The sequence below is a fragment of the Solwaraspora sp. WMMD791 genome, assembly GCF_029581195.1.
Lineage (GTDB): Bacteria > Actinomycetota > Actinomycetes > Mycobacteriales > Micromonosporaceae > Micromonospora_E.
Genome location: NZ_CP120737.1, coordinates 5,732,910 through 5,748,884 on the forward strand (window position 1 = coordinate 5,732,910; position 15,975 = coordinate 5,748,884).

Below are 15,975 nucleotides of genomic sequence, written 5' to 3' on the forward strand. Positions count from 1 at the left end.
CCCCTGGCCCGGCGTCAGGACCGCAGGCACGCGACAGGGCCCCTGGGTAAAGGGGCCCGCTGTCTGCGTACTGTGCGGAGGTGCCGGCCGGCTCAGGACCGGTTACCGGCCGGACGGTACTCGAACTCGCGGCCGTCGCCCTGACCACTCTGGTCACGGCTGAAGTCCCAGCCACCGGCCGCTTCCCGACCCGGTCGACCGCCCACGGCGTACCCGCCGATCTCCTGCCCACGCCGCCAGCCACGGAAGTAGCCGTTCGTGTGCTCGGCGATGCTCGCGGCGTCCCGGACGATCCGCAGGGGGCGCTCGTCGCGCAGCGGTGACCCGGGCACCAGGTTCGCCTGCGGTACCCGCTTGGGCAGACCGGCATGCGTCTCGGAACCGGTCGCCGGCCGGGCCGCCTGCTCGGCGGCGCGCCAACCGGTGTCCATCGGAGTGGAGAAGTCCACGCCGTCGCCCTCGGGATGGCGGACGAACCACGCCGACCGTGCGGCGGCGAAGATCAGCAGATCACCGTCGCCCTCGTCGGCCACCGGGGGAGCGCTGAGCGGCTCGACGGCCGATCTGCGGCCGCGTCCGTAGTCGGGCTGCTGGCCGTCGACCAGCCGCAGCGGCGCGGCATCCACCGGCAGGCTGCCCGACGGGCGGGAGTAGTCGTCCGGCCGCCGCTCAACCATCGCCGGCTCCACCAGCCGCAGCATCGGCGGCTCCGGCGGGAGATCGTCGGCCAGCCATGGTGGCTTCACCCGTCCGGTGCTGCCGGTGTCGGGCAGCCCCAGCCCGCCGCCGTCACCGGGCCGGGGGTAGGCCGTGTGCTGCTCACCCGGCTCGCTGGACGGACCGACGAGCGGCCAGTTGGACCGGGAGCCCGGGGTCCGGGTCGTGCCGTGGTCGGTGTTGCCGTTCGGCACCGGCAGGCTGTAGTCCGTCGCCGAGAAGCCGCCGGTCGGTGGTTCGGCCAACGGCGAATGCGGCTGCGGTGGGCCGGAGGCCGGGACACCGGACAGCGGCGTAGCGGAGACCGGGCTGGCCGAAACCGGGCTGCCGGAGACCGGCGTCGTACCCGCCGGGGGAGCAGACGCCGGCGCCGCGCTGGGCGGCCCTCCCGCCGGCCCGGCCCCGGTACGGGTGTTCGGTCGCGGCACGATCGGGGTGGGCCGTCGCTGGGCGCGGGCATCGTTGATCGCGGCGGTCGTGAGGGTCGCCCGGAACGGCTCGCCAGCGTCCACCGGGGCGATGCCCGGGCGCTGCGCGGAGATCGGGGTCATCCCCGGCGGCGGGGGCGGCGCGGAGACCGGTCGGTCTCCGGCCGGGTCGCCCGCCGCGCGGCGGGCGACCGGCGCCAACGGCGTCAGCGGTGCCGGCGCGCTCGGCGGCGGAGCGATCGGAGCCGGAGCGACCGGCAGCGTCGTCATCGGCTGCGGCGAGGTGGTGGAGGCACCGACCGGCTGGGGCCGGGCCCGACGGCCACCGGCGGGGGTACGGCCGGCCGGGCCGGCCTCGCCGGAGCCGGGCACCGCGTGCAGGTTGGGTGTGGCCGGCTGGTCGGCGGCCCGCCGGACCGTCCGCCGGGCACTGAGCGGCGTGGGGTCGGTGACCCGGGCGGCCAGCGTGGCGATCAGCGCGTCGGCGGCGGCGTCGCAGGACCGTACGGCGGCCACGGCGTGCCGGACGGTCTCGGCGGTCGCGGAGGTGAGCGCCTTGTTGACGACCGTACGTCGGGGTGATTCGACGATCGCGACCCGCAGCGCGGTGACCGCCGCGTCGATGGTGTCGCTGTCGGCCACACCGTCGGCGGCCAGATGCGCGGCGACCGCGTCGGCGGCGACGGACAGCTCCCGGTTACGGGAACTGGTGCCGCTGAGCATGCCGGGCTCCGGCAGTGCGTCGAGCACCGCGAGGGCGACCGGCTCGGCGGGGTCCGGGTAGGCGCGCAGGGCGGCCGGATACAACTCCCGGAGCACCTCGCGCAGCGCGACCGCTGCGGCCTGTCGGCCGTTGGCCAGGGCGGCGTGTGCGGCCAGCACCGGCTGATATGCGACGAGGTCGCGGGAGACCGGCAGCGGGACGGCGTTGATCGCGCCGGCCTGCAGGGCCCGGGCGAGCCCGACGGCGAGTCGCTGGGCAGGTGGCGCGGACATCTCGTCGAGTGACTCGTCGTCGGCGAACCGTTCGGCGTAGTCGTCGGCGGCATCGTCGTCGGCGACAGCCAGTGGTCGTCCGGCGGCCGTCAGCAACGAGGTCACCACGTGGTCGTCACTGTCGACGGCGATCGCCGCTCCGCCGGGTCCGCTGGCCCGCTCGATCAGCAGCCCGCTGAGCTGGGCGTAGCCGGCGGGGTCGTCGCCGATTTCGCAGATGTCGAGCAACCGGCCGGCATCGTCGACGACGGCAGCGGTCAGGGCCGGTCCGGCCGGAGCCGACCGGACAGACCGGTCCGCCGATACCAGACCGCAGTACACCCGCACGAGCGCCACCGCGCCGTCCTCCTCCCGGACACCTGCCATGTGCCAAGGACTGATGCTCCCTGGTGAGGGGTCAGTCGCGCCAGTCCGTAGCGGCAGAGATCTTGCCGATAATCGTGCGCCAACCGAGACTTGCGGTTTGTGCCCCGATTTTCTTCAGTCGCCGGCGTGCCATGAAGCCCCCGATGCCGCCGTCAACCGTCGACCTTAACGCCTCGTCAAGATCGTCCAGGCTGGATCCGGCCGAGAGCATGTCGAGCACCGACGGCATCCGCAACGCGTACGCCAGGTCCCTGGCCACCTCGCCGGACTGGATCAGCAGCGCCGCGTCCCAGGTGTCGTGCCCGCCCCGCAGGTTCTCCACCACCAGATCGAGCTCATAGGTGTCCTCGGGCAGCGCCGCGACGTCCGCCGGCTCCAGCCGGTCGACCAGCTCAGGCCAGGTGTCCAACTGGGTGAGGTCGTGCGGGGCACCGGACCGGACGAAGCTGACCAACGCCTGCGGGGTCTTGAACAGCAGCAGCTTGCCGCGCTGGCTGAGGAAGACCGGTACGTCCTCGCCGAGGTCGGCGTCGTCGTCGGCCGAGTCGTCGTCGGCGTCGTCGGCGTCGCTCGCCCCATCGGCGGCGGACCCGCCCCGCTGGCCACGGCGGGCCCGCTCCTGCTCGGCGGCCTCCTCCTCGGCCAACTCGGCGGCGAATTCCTCGTCGAGGATCACGACGGTCTCGTCGTCGTCCTCGGCCTCCGCGGCCCGCCGACGCGCCGCGAACGGGTCGTCGTCCTCGCGTCCGGAGATGTCGGTGGGAGTCAGCAGGGTGGCCGGGCGGTAGGCCCGCAGGGTGAGTCCGACGCCGGCCGGCAGCGCGATCTCCACCGGGTCGATCCGGACGTCGGCCCAGAGCGACCGGTCGCCGCTGGCCGCTGCGATCGGGGCGTCCCCGGTGTCGTCGAGCGCGTCGTCCGCCGCGGCTTCAAGGTCGTCGGTGGATCCGAGGTCGTCGGCGGGCCCAGGATCGGCAGCGCCGGGTTCGACTGATCCGGCGGCGAGCCGGTCGGCATCGGGCTGGTTCGGCGACTTGGCCACGCTGACCTCCGTTTGTGTTCCGGTGACGGCGCCCGAACCCGGACTGTCGGGTGGGTGACTCTGCGCACACCCTAGTGGGAAGCCCGCCGGATGGCGTGCCCGCACCCCGCCCCGCCGTCAGTTGGTCGCCGTCAGGTAGCCCCGTTCGGCGGTCTGCTGCATGATCCACTGTTCCCGGTACCAGCCGGGCCGGGTCGCCAGCTCGGCGTGGCTGCCGCGCTGCGCGATCCGACCAGCCGCCAACACCAGGATCTCATCCATCGATTCCAGTCCAGCCAGCCGGTGGGTCACCAGGACGACGGTCCGCCCGGCGGCAGCGGCCAGCACATCGGTCAGCACGGCGTCGGCCATGGCCGGGTCGAGACCCTCCGTGGGTTCGTCGAGGACCAGTACCGCCGGATCGACCAGCAACGCCCTGGCCAGCGCGAGCCGCTGCCGCTGACCGCCGGAGAGCTGACTGCCGACCGCGCCGACCATGGTGCGCCACCCGCCCGGCTGCTCCCGGACCCAGTCGAGCAGGCCGGCCGCCGCGCAGGCGGCGGCGAGCTCGGCTTCGGTCGCCGTCGGTCGGGCCAGCAGGAGGTTGTCGCGAACTGTGGCGTTGAACACGTACGCCTCGGCGAGCAGCCCGCCGACCAGCCGGTGCCGCCGCCCGGCCGGTACGTCGGCCAGGCGGGTGCCGTCGACGGTGACCTGGCCCTCGTCCGGCACGACCGCCCCGGTGAGTACGCCGAGCAAGGTGCTCTTTCCGGCACCGCTCGGCCCCACCACGGCGACCCGCCGCCCCGGCGGCAACCGCAGATCGAGCCGGTCCAGCGCCGGTACGGTGCCGGCGCGGTACCGCACCGACACGCCATCGAGGGCGACCGCCGCACCCGTCGTCGTGCGCGGCCCGCCACCGTCACCCGCGGACGGCCGGTCACCCGCGGACGGCCGGTCACCGTCGGACGGCCGGTCACCGTAGCGGACGTCGCCGTCCGGTGGGCCGTCGGGGAGCGCGTCGGCGGCCTGCGGGGCCGGCTCGCCGACCAGTTCGGCCACCCGTCGCAGCCCGCCGCGCGACTGTGCCCACTGGCGGGCCGCCGCGACCAACGCCAGGCACATCTCGACGGCGGTCAACGTCCCGACGGCGAGTACGCCGACCAGCACCCCGGCCACGCCGTCGCGCACCGCGACGACGGTGACCACGGCGGCGGTCGCCCCGGCGACGAGCACCCCGACACCGTCGACCGCCCAGCCGGTGACGGCCAGCCGCCGTTGCAGGCCGGCGAGCTCCCGGACCCGGCGCGCGGTCCGGTCCAGCGCGGCGGCGGTGCCCCCGAACGCGGCCAGGTCGGCCGCGCCGTACGTCAGGTCGGTGCTGTCGGCGGCGAGCTGCCCCCGCAACGGCGCCACCCGGTCGGCGGTCCGCCGGGTGAGCAGGGTGGCGACCGCCGGCAGCCCGATGCCGGCCACCACCAGCCCGGCTGCCAGCACCAGCGCGGCGGCCGGGCTGACCATGGCCGAACCCGCCACCGCGAGCACCGCCACGCCGGCGGCTGCGGCTCCGGGCACCAGCACCCGCAGCAGCAGGTCCTGCACGGCCTCGACGTCGGAGACCAGCCGGCTGAGCGCGTCGCCGGAGCGATCGTCGGCCGTCTGCCGGCGGGCGGCCAACGCGCGGAAGATCCGGAACCGTACCTCGGTGACGACCCGCAGGGTGGCGTCGTGACCGGCCAGCCGCTCGGTGTAGCGCAGCACGCCCCGGCCGATCGCGAACGCCCGTACCGCGACGATCGCCACGGTTACGGTGTCCAGCGGCGGCCGGCCGGCCGCAGTGATCAGCAGCCACACCGCCGTGGCCATCAGCGCCAGCGCGGCGACCTCGGTCGCCGCCGCGAGCAGCCCGGCACTGACCAGTCGGCCCAGGTACGGCCGGGCCAGGGCCAGCACGGTCAGCTCCGGCGGCCGGTCGCGGCGTGGCTGGGCGGTCGCGTCGCGGCGTGCCCCGACGGCCGCATCGCGCCGCGCCCCGGCGGTCACGAGGTCGCTCCGCTGAGGCGCCGGGCGCTGACCCGGCCGGCGTCGAGCCGGACGACGCGGTCGACGCCGTCGATCAGCGCCGGGCGGTGCGCGACGATCAGCGCGGTCCGCCCGGCGATCAGTTGCCGGGAGCCGGCCAGCACGGCGGCTTCGGACTCCCCGTCCAGCCGAGCGGTCGGCTCGTCGAGCAGCACCACCGGCGAGTCCCGCAGGAAGGCGCGGGCCAGGGCCACCCGTTGCCGCTGCCCACTGGACAGGCCGTGGCCGCGTTCACCGAGCCGGGTGTCGAGACCGTCCGGCAGCGCGGCCACGACGTCGGCGAGCGCGGCGGCCCGTACGGCGGCGGTCACCTGCGCTGGCGGCGCGTCGGGTGAGCCGAGCCGGATGTTGTCGGCCAGCGACGCGGCGAACAGGTGGGCGTGCTGCGGCACCCAGGCGAGTTGCCGGCGCCACCGGTCGATGTCGAGGTCTGCCAGGTCGACCCCGTCGACGGTGATCCGCCCGGAGGTCGGGGCGACGAAGCCGAGCAGCAGGTGCAGCAGGGTGCTCTTGCCGGCACCGCTGGGCCCGACGACGGCGATCCGCTCGCCGGCCCGGATCGTCAGATCGACGTCGCGTAGCGCGGTGGTGCGTGGATAGGCGACAGTGACCGCCTCGAACCGGATCTCGGCCGGGGCCGACCGGACGACGGCCCGTGCCGCTGCCCCGACCCGGTCGACAGTCGCTGCCCCGACCCGGTCGACATCGACATCGGCGTCGGCGTCGGCGACAAGGGTCAGCGCCTCGTCGAGGACCGTCAGGCCTTCCATGCTGGCGTGGAACTTGCTGCCCGCCGCCCGCAGCGGCAGGTACGCCTCCGGAGTGAGCAGCAGCACCAGCAGCGCGGTGGACAACGCCATGCCACCGGTGAGCAGCCGGAGCCCGACCGGGACGGCCACCAACGCCACGGCCAGGGTGGCGACCAGCTCCAGCACCAGGGCGGAGAGGAAGGCCACCCGCAGCGTGGTCATGGTGGCGACCCGGTGCCGGTCGGCCATCCGGCGTACCACCTCGGCCTGGTCGCGCTCGCGGCCGAAGGCCCGCAGCGTCGCCAGGCCGGCCACCATGTCCAGGAAGTGGCCGCCGAGCTGGGTCAGCCGCCGCCACTGCCGTTCGGTCGCCGCCTGGGCGTGCCAACCGAGCAGCGCACCGAAGATCGGGATCAGCGGCAGGGTGACCGCGACGATCAGCGCGGAACTCCAGTCGGCGAAGACCAACCGGGCCAGTACGGCGACCGGCACGGTCACGCTCAGCACCAGCTGCGGCAGGTAACCGGTGAAGTAGCCGTCGAGGGCGTCCAGACCCCGACCGGTCAGGGTGGCGAGCTGGCCGGCCCGCTGCTCGGACACCCAGGCCGGCCCGCGCCGGTGGATCGCCGTGAACAGGTCGACCCGCAGCTGGGCGGTGACCGTGGCGGCGGCGCTGGCGGCCAGGACGCCCTGCGCCCAGCCCAGCGCGGCCCGGCCGGCGACGGTGGCGACGAACCCGCCGAGGGCGGCCCGGTCGAGCTCGCCCCGGGCGGCCGCGGCCAGCACCGTGGCGAGCGTCGTCGCCTGGGCGATGATCAACACTGCGGCGAGCACCCCGAGCAGGCCGAGCACCGCGAGTGGCATCCGTACGGCGGGCACCTGGCGCAGCAGCCGGGGGTCGAACGGGCGGCGGCGCGGCGAACCGCCGGTTGCGGCGGGGTCCGCAGGGGTCGTCATCGACGTCAACCGGCCAGGTACAGCGAGACCGGCATCAGCAGCAGGGCGGCGGCGAGCAGGCTGGCCGCCGCCGGCCGCAGCCGAGGGGCCGGAGCGTCGCCCAGCAGCCGCTGCACCCGGGCGTCGAGATCCCGGTCGGCGACCGCGAGCACGCCGACCCGGACCCGCCGGGCGTCAGCACCGACCCCGACCCGCCCGGCGCCGGCGACGCCCAACGCCCCGGCCGGGGTGATCCGGTCCGTCGCGGCGGCGAACCGGCGCAGCGCGGCGGCGAGCGGTGCGTCGGTGTGCTGGCGGCGAGCCTTGTCGTCGGCACGCATCTCGACCAGCAGCGCGACCGCGTCGTGCGCCGCGCGCAACCACCTCAGCCGGGGCAGCGCCCGGCACAACGCGGTGAACGGCAGCAGCACCAGGTCGTGCCGTTCGTCGGCGTGCGCCCGCTCGTGGCTGAGCACGGCGGCGAGTTCACCCGGACCGAGCAGGTCGAGCGCACCGGCGCTGACGACCACGGTCGGGCGTACCCCCGGTAGGCAGTAGGCGGCGGCGCTCGGGTGGTCCAGCACCAGCGCCCCGGGCGCGGCCGGGTCGGCGCGCCCGACCAGGGCGAGCAGGTCGCGGTGCCGGCGCTGCACCCGTACGGCGGCCAGCAGGCTGCGTACGGTGGAGCCGAGCAGTACGGCGGCGATCGTGCCGGCCACACCGACCAGAGCCAGCCGCAGCGGGCCCAGCCCGACCGGGAAGGTCCCGGTCTGCCAGCCGTGGCCGCCGACCAGCTGGGCGACGGCGGTGGCGAGGTCGCCGACGAAGAGCCCGGCCGCCCGGCCGGGCCCGGTGCCGTACGGCGCGAGACCCACCGCCAACGGCAGCCCGATCGCGGCGAGCCCGACCGCGAGGCCGAGCGCCTGCCAGCAGAGGATCGCCACCCGGGGGCTGCGCCACGTCCAGCCGGGACCGCACCACGTCGACCGGGTGAGCGCCTGCGCGGCCAGGTAGCAGGCGATGATCACGGCGGCGAAGTGCACGGCGTACGCCATGGTCGGCTCAGCCCTGCCGCTCGGCCGCCTGCGCCTGGTCGGTGAGGGCGGCCCGGAGCACCTCGGCTTCGGTGCCGGTCACCGACCTGGCGAAGCGGACCAGGGCCGCGTCGCGGCTGCCGGCCAGGTCGAGGGCGTCGAGCATCAGCTGGGCGATGTACGCCTCCCGGCTGGCCACCGGCTGGTACTGCCAGGCCCGGCCGGCCCGCTCCCGGCTGACCATGCCCTTGCCGGCGAGCCGGTCCAGGACGGTCATCACCGTCGTGTAGGCCAGGTCACGCTCCTGCAGGGCCTCGGCGACGTCCCGTACGGTGGTCGGGCCGGCCGCCGGGTCACGGTCCCACAGCACGTCCATCACCGCGCGTTCGAGGTCGCCGAGTCGCGTCACCGGTCAAGCCTACCGCCGGTAGTAGACGGCAGCTCAGCGGGCCGGGCGACGGGGCAAGGGCTCGCCCCGCACCGCATGAGGTGCCCGGCCGGCCGCCCCGGCGGGCCGCCACACCCGTGCATCATGGACAGATGGCCCCGCCGCGTCAGATTTTCGCCGTCTCCGGAATTCTGCACCCGCCACCGGGATACCGCGCACCCCGGCGGAGCGACCTGTTGGAGCACGCCATCTCGCTGACCGGGGTCCCGGTCGCCAAGGTCTGCCTGATCCCGACCGCCGTCGGCGACGACCCGCAGACGATCCAGTCCTTCTACGCGGCTCTCGCCGACGCCGAGCACGCCGTTGCGTCCCACCTGCAGCTGTTTCCCCGGCCGAACGTCGACGACATCCGGGCGTTCCTGCGTGACCAGCACCTGATCTGGGTCGGTGGTGGCAGCGTGGTCAACATGTTGGCGGTGTGGCGGGCGCACCGGGTCGACGAGATCCTGCGGGAATGCTGGGACGCCGGGGTGGTGCTCGGCGGTGGCAGCCTACCTGGAGTGCGTGGCAGCCGGCCAACTGCCGGCCGGGTACGCCACCGACGACGGGGTCGGCCTGCACTACGTCGACACCGACCTGGTCGAAGCGGTCAGCTGCCTGCCCGGTGCCGGGGCCTACCGGGTCGAGCCGGGCCTGCGGACCGGGACGGCGGTCCAGCGGCCACTGCCGACCCGCCGGATCGGTGCCGCCGAGTGACCGCAGATGGTGGTGGCCGTCACGCCGCGACCCGCCGGGACTCGTGCAGCCCGGCGCGCAGTTCGTCGTCGCTCATCACCAGGTAGACCAGACCACAGTCGGCCGGGCCGGTGGCGCCGGGCAGGCAGAGCGTGCAGGGTTCGCCCGGCCGGATCGGGCACTTGGCCTCGGGACGTCGGTGTTTCACCTGCGCTGTCATGCCATCATCGTCACCCCCGGCGGCCGCTCGCCGGCAGGGCCGAACGGCACCTCACCGCCCGGACCTGCGGACCTACGGGCCGGGTGTACGTGGCCGGCGTGCGAGATGCGGCACCGTACTACGGTGCCGACGGCGGTGGATGCGCCGCGTGGTGGCGGTGGACGGAGAGGACGCGGGGCGTGGGTGCGGAGGTGAGTTGGACGTTGCGGGACCATGCCGGTGCGCTGCTGGCCGACCTGGCGGTCACCGACGGGGACTTCCCCTGGCTGTACGCCACCGTACGGCCCACCGAGGCGTTCGCGCCGTTGCGGCCGATCTTCGACGCGGAACTGCGGGCGCTGCGGCGGGCCGAGGACGGCTCGGACGACGGCGCCTGGGACCGGGCGTACCAGCAGGTGCGGGCGGCGGTGGTGCTGATCGACCCGGCCGGGGTGGCGGTGCCGGAGCTCCTGTTGCACGTCGACGGCGACCAGGCGTGGTGGCGGTGGAGCGACGAACCGTTCGACGACGATGATGACGAGGACGGCGCGGGCAGCGACAGTGCCGGCTCCGACGCGGTGGGTGACCGGTGAGGCATCCGTGGATCGCGGCGCTGTTGACGGTGGCGCTGCTCGGTGCCTGCGCCGGGCAGTTGCCGCAACCCGGGCCGCAGCCACCGGACCACGACTGGACACCGACCCCGTCGCCGACCCCGCTGCCGTCGGTGGAGCCGTCACCTGACTGCCCGGCCTCCGGGGCACTGCTGAGCCTGGGCGAGGTGAACGCCGCGATGGGGCTGCGGGTGCTGTCGATCTGGCTGGTCAACTGTGCTGACGAGCCGGTGCACGTCGACGGCTTCCCGGAGATCGTGGTGCTCGACGAGCAGCGGCAACCGCTCGTGGTCGAGGTGATCGAGGGTGTCGAGGTGATCGCCCGGATCGAGACACTGGCCCGCAGCCCGCAGCCGGTCACGGTGCTACCGGGCCAGCGGGCGGCGGCGGTGCTGGCCTGGCGCAACACCGTGGACGACGTGCGGGTGCCGCCGACGCACGGCACCTTCCTGAGCGTGGCGCCGGGAGTCGGCGTACCCGCGCAACTGCTGGAGCCCGACGGCGGCCTCGACATCGGCACCACCGGTCGGGTCGCGGTCAGTCCGTGGGCACCGGCCGACTGATCGGCGAGGCGTCGGCCAGAGCGGCGACCAGCCGTTCCCCGGCCGGCCAGGGGCCGTAGCCGCTGGCGGTCTCGATGTGCCCGGCGTCGCCGGCGTCGTACAGTTCGGCGCCCCAGTCGGCGGCGTAGCGCGCGAACTCCTCGACGGTCGTGTACGGGTCGGTGCGGCTGGCGACCAGGACGGTGCGAAACGGCAGCCGCTGCCGGGGGACCGCGTCGGTGTACAGGTCGGTCGGGTCGTCCGGGCCGGGCCGCCACCCCGGGTCCAGGTACGGCGGGGTGACCAGCAGGGCCGCGGCCACCGGGCCGTGGTGACGTGCCGCCCAGTGCGCCACCGTCAGGCAGCCGGCGCTGTGCGCGATCAGCACCGCCGGTTCGTCGCTGGCGGTGATCGCCGCGTGCAGCGCGGCCAGCCGCTCGGCCAGCACGTACGGCGGTCCGGGCGGCGGCGGTGCCCACCGGTAACCGGGGTTGGCCGCCGCCCACCGGTTGAGCCAGTGTTCCGGGCGGGGCAGCCCCCGGCCGGGGACCAGTAGATGGCGGGCCATCGATCGAGAGTACGTCGACACGGTCGCCGCCAGCGGCCGGGCCGCCCGGGGTGGGTGACCACCCTGGACGGCCCGGCACGGTGGTGGTGGCGGTCAGACCAGCCGCAGCGTCGGGTACGCCGCGAAGACCGCGTTGAGCGGTGCGAAGTAGGTCGTACCGCCGGTGGTGCAGTTGCCGCTGCCGCCGGAGGTCATGCCGAGCGCGACGGTGCCGGCGAACAGCGCACCGCCGCTGTCGCCCGGCTGGGCGCAGACGTTGGTCCGGATCAGGCCCCGGACGGTGCCCTGGGGGTAGGTGACCGAGGCGTTGACGCCGGTCACCGAGCCACTGCGGACTCCGGTGGTGCTGCCGCTGCGGCGGACCGACTGACCGACGTACGCGTTGCCGACCGAGGTGATCGACTGGCTGCCCGGGTAGAGGTAGACCGCGCCGGGGCGGGCGATGCTGCTGTTGGTGTACTGCACGATGCCGTAGTCGTTGCCGGGGAAGCTGGAGACCACCCGGTTGCCGAGCACGGTGCTGCGGCTGGAGTTGGCGTACCAGGTGGCGGCGCTGGCGGTGCAGTGCCCGGCGGTGACGAAGTAGTTGGCGGTGGAGGTGCGGACGTTGAAGCCGAGGGAGCAGCGGGAGCCGTTGCTGCCGTAGATGGCCTCGCCGCCGGCGATCATCAGGCTGAACTCACCGTCGGTGTGCTCCAGCCGGGCGGCGTCGCCGGCGGCGGCTACCGCCGCTTCGACCAGGGCCAGCCGGTGGCCGGTGACCGTGCTGTCCACGGTGACCACGACCTGGTTGGCGGCCAGGTCGATGGCGCGGGCGGTGCCGACGAAGGCGGCGGCCCGTTCGATCCGGGCGGTCACCGCTTCGAGGTCGGCGCTGCTGTAGGTGACGGTCCTGGCGACCGCACCGGCCTGGCGGGCCGCTCGGGCAGCGGTGTCGTCGGTGACGGTGACGACCATCCGACCGGTGGCCTCGTCGAGGTAGGCCCCGGCCGACCGGTCGCCGAGTTCGGCGCTGATCTCGGCGGCGGTGTCCGCGCCGGCGGCGAACAGCGGTACGGGTGCGGCCTGGGCGGCCGACGGCCAGAGGGCCATTCCGACGAGTAGCAGCGGGGCGGCGAGGGTGGCCGCGGCGCGCTTGACGGGGGTGCTGATGGCTGGCACGTGCGCCTCCTGTGGTGTGGGGGTGCGTGCGGTACGCCGGTCGGCGTGCCTGGACGGGGGCGGACAACTTTGACTATCCATCTCCCTCGATCTCGTGTCCCAAAGGCTCCCATCCCAGCCGGAAGGCCACAAGAACTAACATTGGGGAGAGGTACCCCGTGTTATGACAGCGCCGCCGTCGCCCGTCGGACCGTGGCCGTGTCCTCGTCTGCCTGCCCGAGCCGATGGCCGGCCAGTGCGTCCACCCAGATCTTGAGCGAGTGCTCAACTTGGTGCTAGCCTCTGATTTGAGCGACTGCTCAAATTGGGGAGGTCGTGGTGTTGTACGTCGAGACGCTGATCCGCGCGCCGATCGGACGGGTGTGGCAGCACACTCAGGACCCGGCCCGGCACAGCCGGTGGGACCTGCGCTTCACCCGGATCGAGCCGTACGGTTCGCATGGGCGGTTCCGGTACGCCACCCGGCTGCTGCCCGGCCTGACGATCGCCGGCACCGGACAGTCCGCCGGTGAACGTCGTCGACCGGACGGCTCCGCCACCTCCGTGCTGCGGTTCTCCTGCGATCACCGGCTGTCGCTGATCCGGTCCGGCCACGGCTTCTGGCGCTACCAGCCGACCGCCGACGGCGTACGGTTCTGGACCGGCTACGACTACACCCCCGGGTGGGGCCGGTGCGGACCGGTCGCCGACCGGATCTTCCGTCCCGTCTTCGGCTGGGCCACCGCCTGGTCGTTCGACCGGCTGCGACTGTGGCTGGAGCACGGCGTACCGCCGGAGCGCAGCCGCGACCAGGCACTGGCCGAGGTCGCCGGCCGGCTCACCCTGGTGGCCGTCGCCGTCGCGCTCGATCAACGGCTCGCGCTGCTGGCCGTACCGCTGGCCGTGCTCGCACCGCCACTGCCCGGCACCCCGGCGGCCAGACGGTGCCGGCCGCGCCACTACCGCCGGGCAGCGGCCCACACCGAACAGAAGGTGGCCCGGTGACCTCGATCTTCCAGCAGGCGCTCGGCGCCGACTTCGACCGGCTGCATCCACGCCTGCAGCGCCGCTTCGGCATCAGCAGCGCGCAGTCCACCAGCTGTATCGGCACCGGGGTGATGGACCGGATCTGGCACGGCCCGGCGGTCACCCTGCCGTTTCTGCGGCTCGGGGCGACCCGCCACATTCTCTTCCCCGAGCAGGGCAGCAACGTCCAGTTCTGCATCGAGAACTACGCGTACCGCGACAGTTTCGGCCGGGAGACCGTGACCTTCGTCCGGTCCTTCGACATCGCGCCACACCGGCGTCGCCGCTTCGACGCGACGATGGTCTACAGCCCGCAGCGGTCGGCCATCGTCGACTATCTGGGCACCCATCAGCACTACGGGGTGCTGCTGGATCTGCGGGTCGACCGGCGCGGCGCGCTGACCATCCGTACCGGCGAGCAGCGGTACGCCGGCCACCGGTTCCCGGTCGCCCTGGCCGGCGCGGCCGAGGTGCGGGAGTGGTGGGACGACGCCGACGACTGCTTCCGGATCGAGGTACGGGTGACCAACCGGTTCCTCGGTCCGGTCTTCGGGTACCGGGGCCGGTTCACGACGCGGTACGTGGACACGGGGACGGCCCCGGTGCCCGCCGCCGTGCGTCCGGTGCGGGAGAATCCCCGCGTATGAGCCCTGATCCGCGGCCGGTGAGCACCGACCCCGGGCCGGTCGGCCGCCGCGCCAGCGCCGAGGCCCCGGCCAGCACCACCAGGCAGCGCCTGATGGACGGGGCGCTGCAGGCGATCCGCCAGCACGGCATCGCCGGGGTCTCCGCCCGTACGGTCGCCGCCTGCGCCGGAGTCAACCAGGCGTTGGTGTTCTACCACTTCGGCACGCTCGACGACCTGCTCGCCACCGCCTGCCAGGCGGCCACCGTCGACCGGGTCGCGCATTACCGGGACCGGTTCGCGGCCGTCCGGTCGCTGCGGGAGCTGTTGGAGCTCGGCCGTGACCTGCACGAGCAGGAGCGTCGCAACGGCAGTCTGGCCGTGCTCGCCCAGCTGCTCGCCGGCGCGCAGGTCGACGACCGGCTCGCCGCGCCGACCGCCGCCGCGCTGCGGTTGTGGACCGACGAGATCGAGCAGGTGCTGCGCCGGGTGCTGGCCGGTTCGCCGCTGGCCGAGCTGGCGGACCCGGCCGGGCTCGCCCGCGCGGTCACGGCCGGGTTCATCGGCCTGGAGCTGTACGACGGCATCGACCGGCCGGGTGCCGACGCCGCTCTGGCCACGTTGGAGCAGTTGGCGGTGCTCGCCGACGTCGTCGACGAGTTGGGGCCGATCGCCCGACGCGCCGTCCGTGGCCGGCTGGGCTCCCGTCGTCGCTCCGGCCCACGCTCGCGGTAGTCCGCCGTCGGGCCACAGCTGGCGGGCCGGCGGCGGACGAAGCGGCGGTCACAGCGGCCCGAGGACGGTACGGGGGTCCGCCGCCAGCGTCAGCGTCTCCAGGATCGGCAGCAACTGGCGTTCCTCGTACCGGAAGTGTGACTCCATGATGGCAGCCAGGCCCTCCAGGTGCCGGTCCAGCTCGGCGGGTGCCGCGCAGGAGTCCACCGCCGCCTGCAGTCCGCCCAGCAGGTGCGCGATCATCGAGTGGTCCTGCCGCAGGTAGTAGAGCGTGTCGCGCAGTTCGGGGTGCTGCGCGGCGACGGCGGGGAACAGCTCGCGGTCCTCGCCCTCGTGGTGGGCGGTCAGCGCGGCGCAGAAGCCGTGGCAGTACAGCAGCAACTGCCTGGTCGCCGGTGCCACCGGCTCGCCGGCGGCCACCGCCTGTCTGGTCACGGCCAGGGCGTCGCGCAGCTTGTCGTGGGTGGCGCGCAGCTCGTGGCTCCAGGCCACCAGCCTGGCCGCCGCGCCCGTGCCTGTCGATTCGCCGTCACCCATGGGTGACGGGCGAAGGGACGACGTCGATCATCGTCGTGCTCCCTTCCGTCCGGCGCCTCCATGTCTGACACGGACTGCCACCGACACGCGACGCTGAGGCGACCTTAGCACGAGTCGTCGACCGGGCCTCGAGTGTGGAACATTCATTCTGCGGAATACCGGGATGGGTGCCCGCTGTCTCGAAGCGACCCGGACCGCCAGCCGGGAAGCAGTCGGCTGCGGCAGTTGACGGGGGGTCGTATTTTCGATGGCGGAGGTGGCGGGCGGTTGATAGGATTGTCCTACGTCGAACTCACGGGGAGACAGACCACATGTTCAGCCTTCGCAATCGCGCTTGTATTCGCCGATGACCAGACCGGCGATCCGACGTCGTTTCGCTCGGTAGTGGTTCGCCGCTGCGGCTGAGTCGTTCAGCCAGATTCCCGGTCCCGCCAGTCAACTTCCCGGTGGCCCGGTGCGGTCCACCGATATTCGGTCGGCACACCGTCGCGCTGGTGGTGAACCGTCGACTCTATACCCGTACACGCCCGTCGGACGCTG

Annotated in this window: 16 protein-coding genes and 1 pseudogene; 7 read left to right on the plus strand and 10 right to left on the minus strand. The window is 74.1% G+C overall.

Annotated elements, in window-relative coordinates; all coding sequences use genetic code 11:
• Positions 1-92: 92 nt before the first annotated feature.
• The 6 genes from O7623_RS25775 to O7623_RS25800 form a co-directional block, all read right to left on the minus strand.
• Complete coding sequence (locus O7623_RS25775; protein WP_282225545.1) at positions 93-2,507, minus strand: transposase; 2,415 nt, start codon at positions 2,505-2,507, stop codon at positions 93-95.
• Between the two features lie 31 nt (positions 2,508-2,538).
• Positions 2,539-3,549 carry a DNA primase gene (locus O7623_RS25780; protein ID WP_282225546.1) on the minus strand — a complete coding sequence of 337 codons (1,011 nt, stop codon included), beginning with the start codon at positions 3,547-3,549 and terminating at the stop codon, positions 2,539-2,541.
• Positions 3,550-3,666: 117 nt separating this feature from the next.
• Entirely contained in the window at positions 3,667-5,571 is a 1,905-nt protein-coding gene (gene cydC, locus O7623_RS25785; RefSeq protein WP_282225547.1) for a thiol reductant ABC exporter subunit CydC, read from the minus strand.
• Positions 5,568-7,316 (minus strand): thiol reductant ABC exporter subunit CydD, encoded by a 1,749-nt coding sequence (gene cydD, locus O7623_RS25790; RefSeq protein WP_282225548.1) that lies wholly within the window; start codon positions 7,314-7,316, stop codon positions 5,568-5,570. Before cydD ends, cydC begins: the two co-directional genes overlap by 4 nt.
• Positions 7,317-7,321: 5 nt before the next feature.
• On the minus strand, positions 7,322-8,350 hold the full coding sequence (locus tag O7623_RS25795; RefSeq protein ID WP_282225549.1) for a M56 family metallopeptidase: 1,029 nt from the start codon (positions 8,348-8,350) through the stop codon (positions 7,322-7,324).
• 7 nt (positions 8,351-8,357) lie between these two features.
• The gene (locus O7623_RS25800; protein WP_282225550.1) at positions 8,358-8,738 is read right to left on the minus strand and encodes a BlaI/MecI/CopY family transcriptional regulator; all 381 of its coding nucleotides are present in this window, start codon (positions 8,736-8,738) and stop codon (positions 8,358-8,360) included.
• Positions 8,739-8,869: 131 nt separating this feature from the next.
• Between O7623_RS25800 and O7623_RS25805 the strand changes: the two are divergent.
• Together O7623_RS25805 and O7623_RS25810 are read left to right on the plus strand one after the other, a co-directional pair.
• A pseudogene (locus O7623_RS25805) lies at positions 8,870-9,208 on the plus strand (Type 1 glutamine amidotransferase-like domain-containing protein); the annotation flags it as partial.
• 52 nt (positions 9,209-9,260) lie between these two features.
• On the plus strand, positions 9,261-9,473 hold the full coding sequence (locus tag O7623_RS25810) for a hypothetical protein (protein ID WP_282229705.1): 213 nt from the start codon (positions 9,261-9,263) through the stop codon (positions 9,471-9,473).
• Positions 9,474-9,492: 19 nt separating this feature from the next.
• Here O7623_RS25810 and O7623_RS25815 read toward each other — a convergent pair whose 3' ends face one another.
• Positions 9,493-9,672 carry a DUF6767 domain-containing protein gene (locus tag O7623_RS25815; protein WP_282225551.1) on the minus strand — a complete coding sequence of 60 codons (180 nt, stop codon included), beginning with the start codon at positions 9,670-9,672 and terminating at the stop codon, positions 9,493-9,495.
• Between the two features lie 179 nt (positions 9,673-9,851).
• On the opposite strand from O7623_RS25815, the gene O7623_RS25820 reads away from it, so the two are divergent.
• The gene (locus tag O7623_RS25820; protein ID WP_282225552.1) at positions 9,852-10,244 is read left to right on the plus strand and encodes a hypothetical protein; all 393 of its coding nucleotides are present in this window, start codon (positions 9,852-9,854) and stop codon (positions 10,242-10,244) included.
• Positions 10,241-10,825: a DUF4232 domain-containing protein gene (locus O7623_RS25825; RefSeq protein ID WP_282225553.1), complete on the plus strand. Its 585-nt coding sequence runs from the start codon at positions 10,241-10,243 to the stop codon at positions 10,823-10,825. Before O7623_RS25820 ends, O7623_RS25825 begins: the two co-directional genes overlap by 4 nt.
• On the opposite strand, the gene O7623_RS25830 is transcribed toward O7623_RS25825, so the two are convergent.
• Both O7623_RS25830 and O7623_RS25835 read right to left on the minus strand, forming a co-directional pair.
• On the minus strand, positions 10,800-11,372 hold the full coding sequence (locus O7623_RS25830) for an alpha/beta fold hydrolase (RefSeq protein WP_282225554.1): 573 nt from the start codon (positions 11,370-11,372) through the stop codon (positions 10,800-10,802). The genes O7623_RS25825 and O7623_RS25830 overlap by 26 nt on opposite strands.
• A 93-nt stretch (positions 11,373-11,465) precedes the next feature.
• Complete coding sequence (locus tag O7623_RS25835; RefSeq protein ID WP_282229578.1) at positions 11,466-12,464, minus strand: S1 family peptidase; 999 nt, start codon at positions 12,462-12,464, stop codon at positions 11,466-11,468.
• Between the two features lie 387 nt (positions 12,465-12,851).
• On the opposite strand from O7623_RS25835, the gene O7623_RS25840 reads away from it, so the two are divergent.
• The 3 genes from O7623_RS25840 to O7623_RS25850 all read left to right on the plus strand — a co-directional run bounded on the left by O7623_RS25840 (position 12,852) and on the right by O7623_RS25850 (position 14,898).
• On the plus strand, positions 12,852-13,517 hold the full coding sequence (locus tag O7623_RS25840; RefSeq protein ID WP_282225555.1) for a hypothetical protein: 666 nt from the start codon (positions 12,852-12,854) through the stop codon (positions 13,515-13,517).
• Positions 13,514-14,185, plus strand: a complete 672-nt coding sequence (locus tag O7623_RS25845) for a DUF4166 domain-containing protein (RefSeq protein ID WP_282225556.1) — start codon at positions 13,514-13,516, stop codon at positions 14,183-14,185. The genes O7623_RS25840 and O7623_RS25845 overlap by 4 nt, the downstream gene beginning before the upstream one ends.
• A gap of 92 nt (positions 14,186-14,277) precedes the next feature.
• Entirely contained in the window at positions 14,278-14,898 is a 621-nt protein-coding gene (locus tag O7623_RS25850) for a TetR family transcriptional regulator (RefSeq protein WP_282229579.1), read from the plus strand.
• Positions 14,899-14,946: 48 nt separating this feature from the next.
• On the opposite strand, the gene O7623_RS25855 is transcribed toward O7623_RS25850, so the two are convergent.
• Positions 14,947-15,435, minus strand: a complete 489-nt coding sequence (locus O7623_RS25855; protein WP_282225557.1) for a hemerythrin domain-containing protein — start codon at positions 15,433-15,435, stop codon at positions 14,947-14,949.
• Positions 15,436-15,975: the final 540 nt, after the last annotated feature.

Bases quoted from the DNA above. Each gene is read 5' to 3' on its own strand.
- cydD (WP_282225548.1), bottom strand. From the start codon at position 7,316: ATGACGACCCCTGCGGACCCCGCCGCAACCGGCGGTTCGCCGCGCCGC.
- O7623_RS25815 (WP_282225551.1), bottom strand. From the start codon at position 9,672: ATGACAGCGCAGGTGAAACACCGACGTCCCGAGGCCAAGTGCCCGATC.
- O7623_RS25850 (WP_282229579.1), top strand. From the start codon at position 14,278: ATGGACGGGGCGCTGCAGGCGATCCGCCAGCACGGCATCGCCGGGGTC.
- O7623_RS25835 (WP_282229578.1), bottom strand. From the start codon at position 12,464: ATGGCCCTCTGGCCGTCGGCCGCCCAGGCCGCACCCGTACCGCTGTTC.
- O7623_RS25855 (WP_282225557.1), bottom strand. From the start codon at position 15,435: ATGGGTGACGGCGAATCGACAGGCACGGGCGCGGCGGCCAGGCTGGTG.
- O7623_RS25795 (WP_282225549.1), bottom strand. From the start codon at position 8,350: ATGGCGTACGCCGTGCACTTCGCCGCCGTGATCATCGCCTGCTACCTG.
- O7623_RS25775 (WP_282225545.1), bottom strand. From the start codon at position 2,507: ATGGCAGGTGTCCGGGAGGAGGACGGCGCGGTGGCGCTCGTGCGGGTG.
- O7623_RS25830 (WP_282225554.1), bottom strand. From the start codon at position 11,372: ATGGCCCGCCATCTACTGGTCCCCGGCCGGGGGCTGCCCCGCCCGGAA.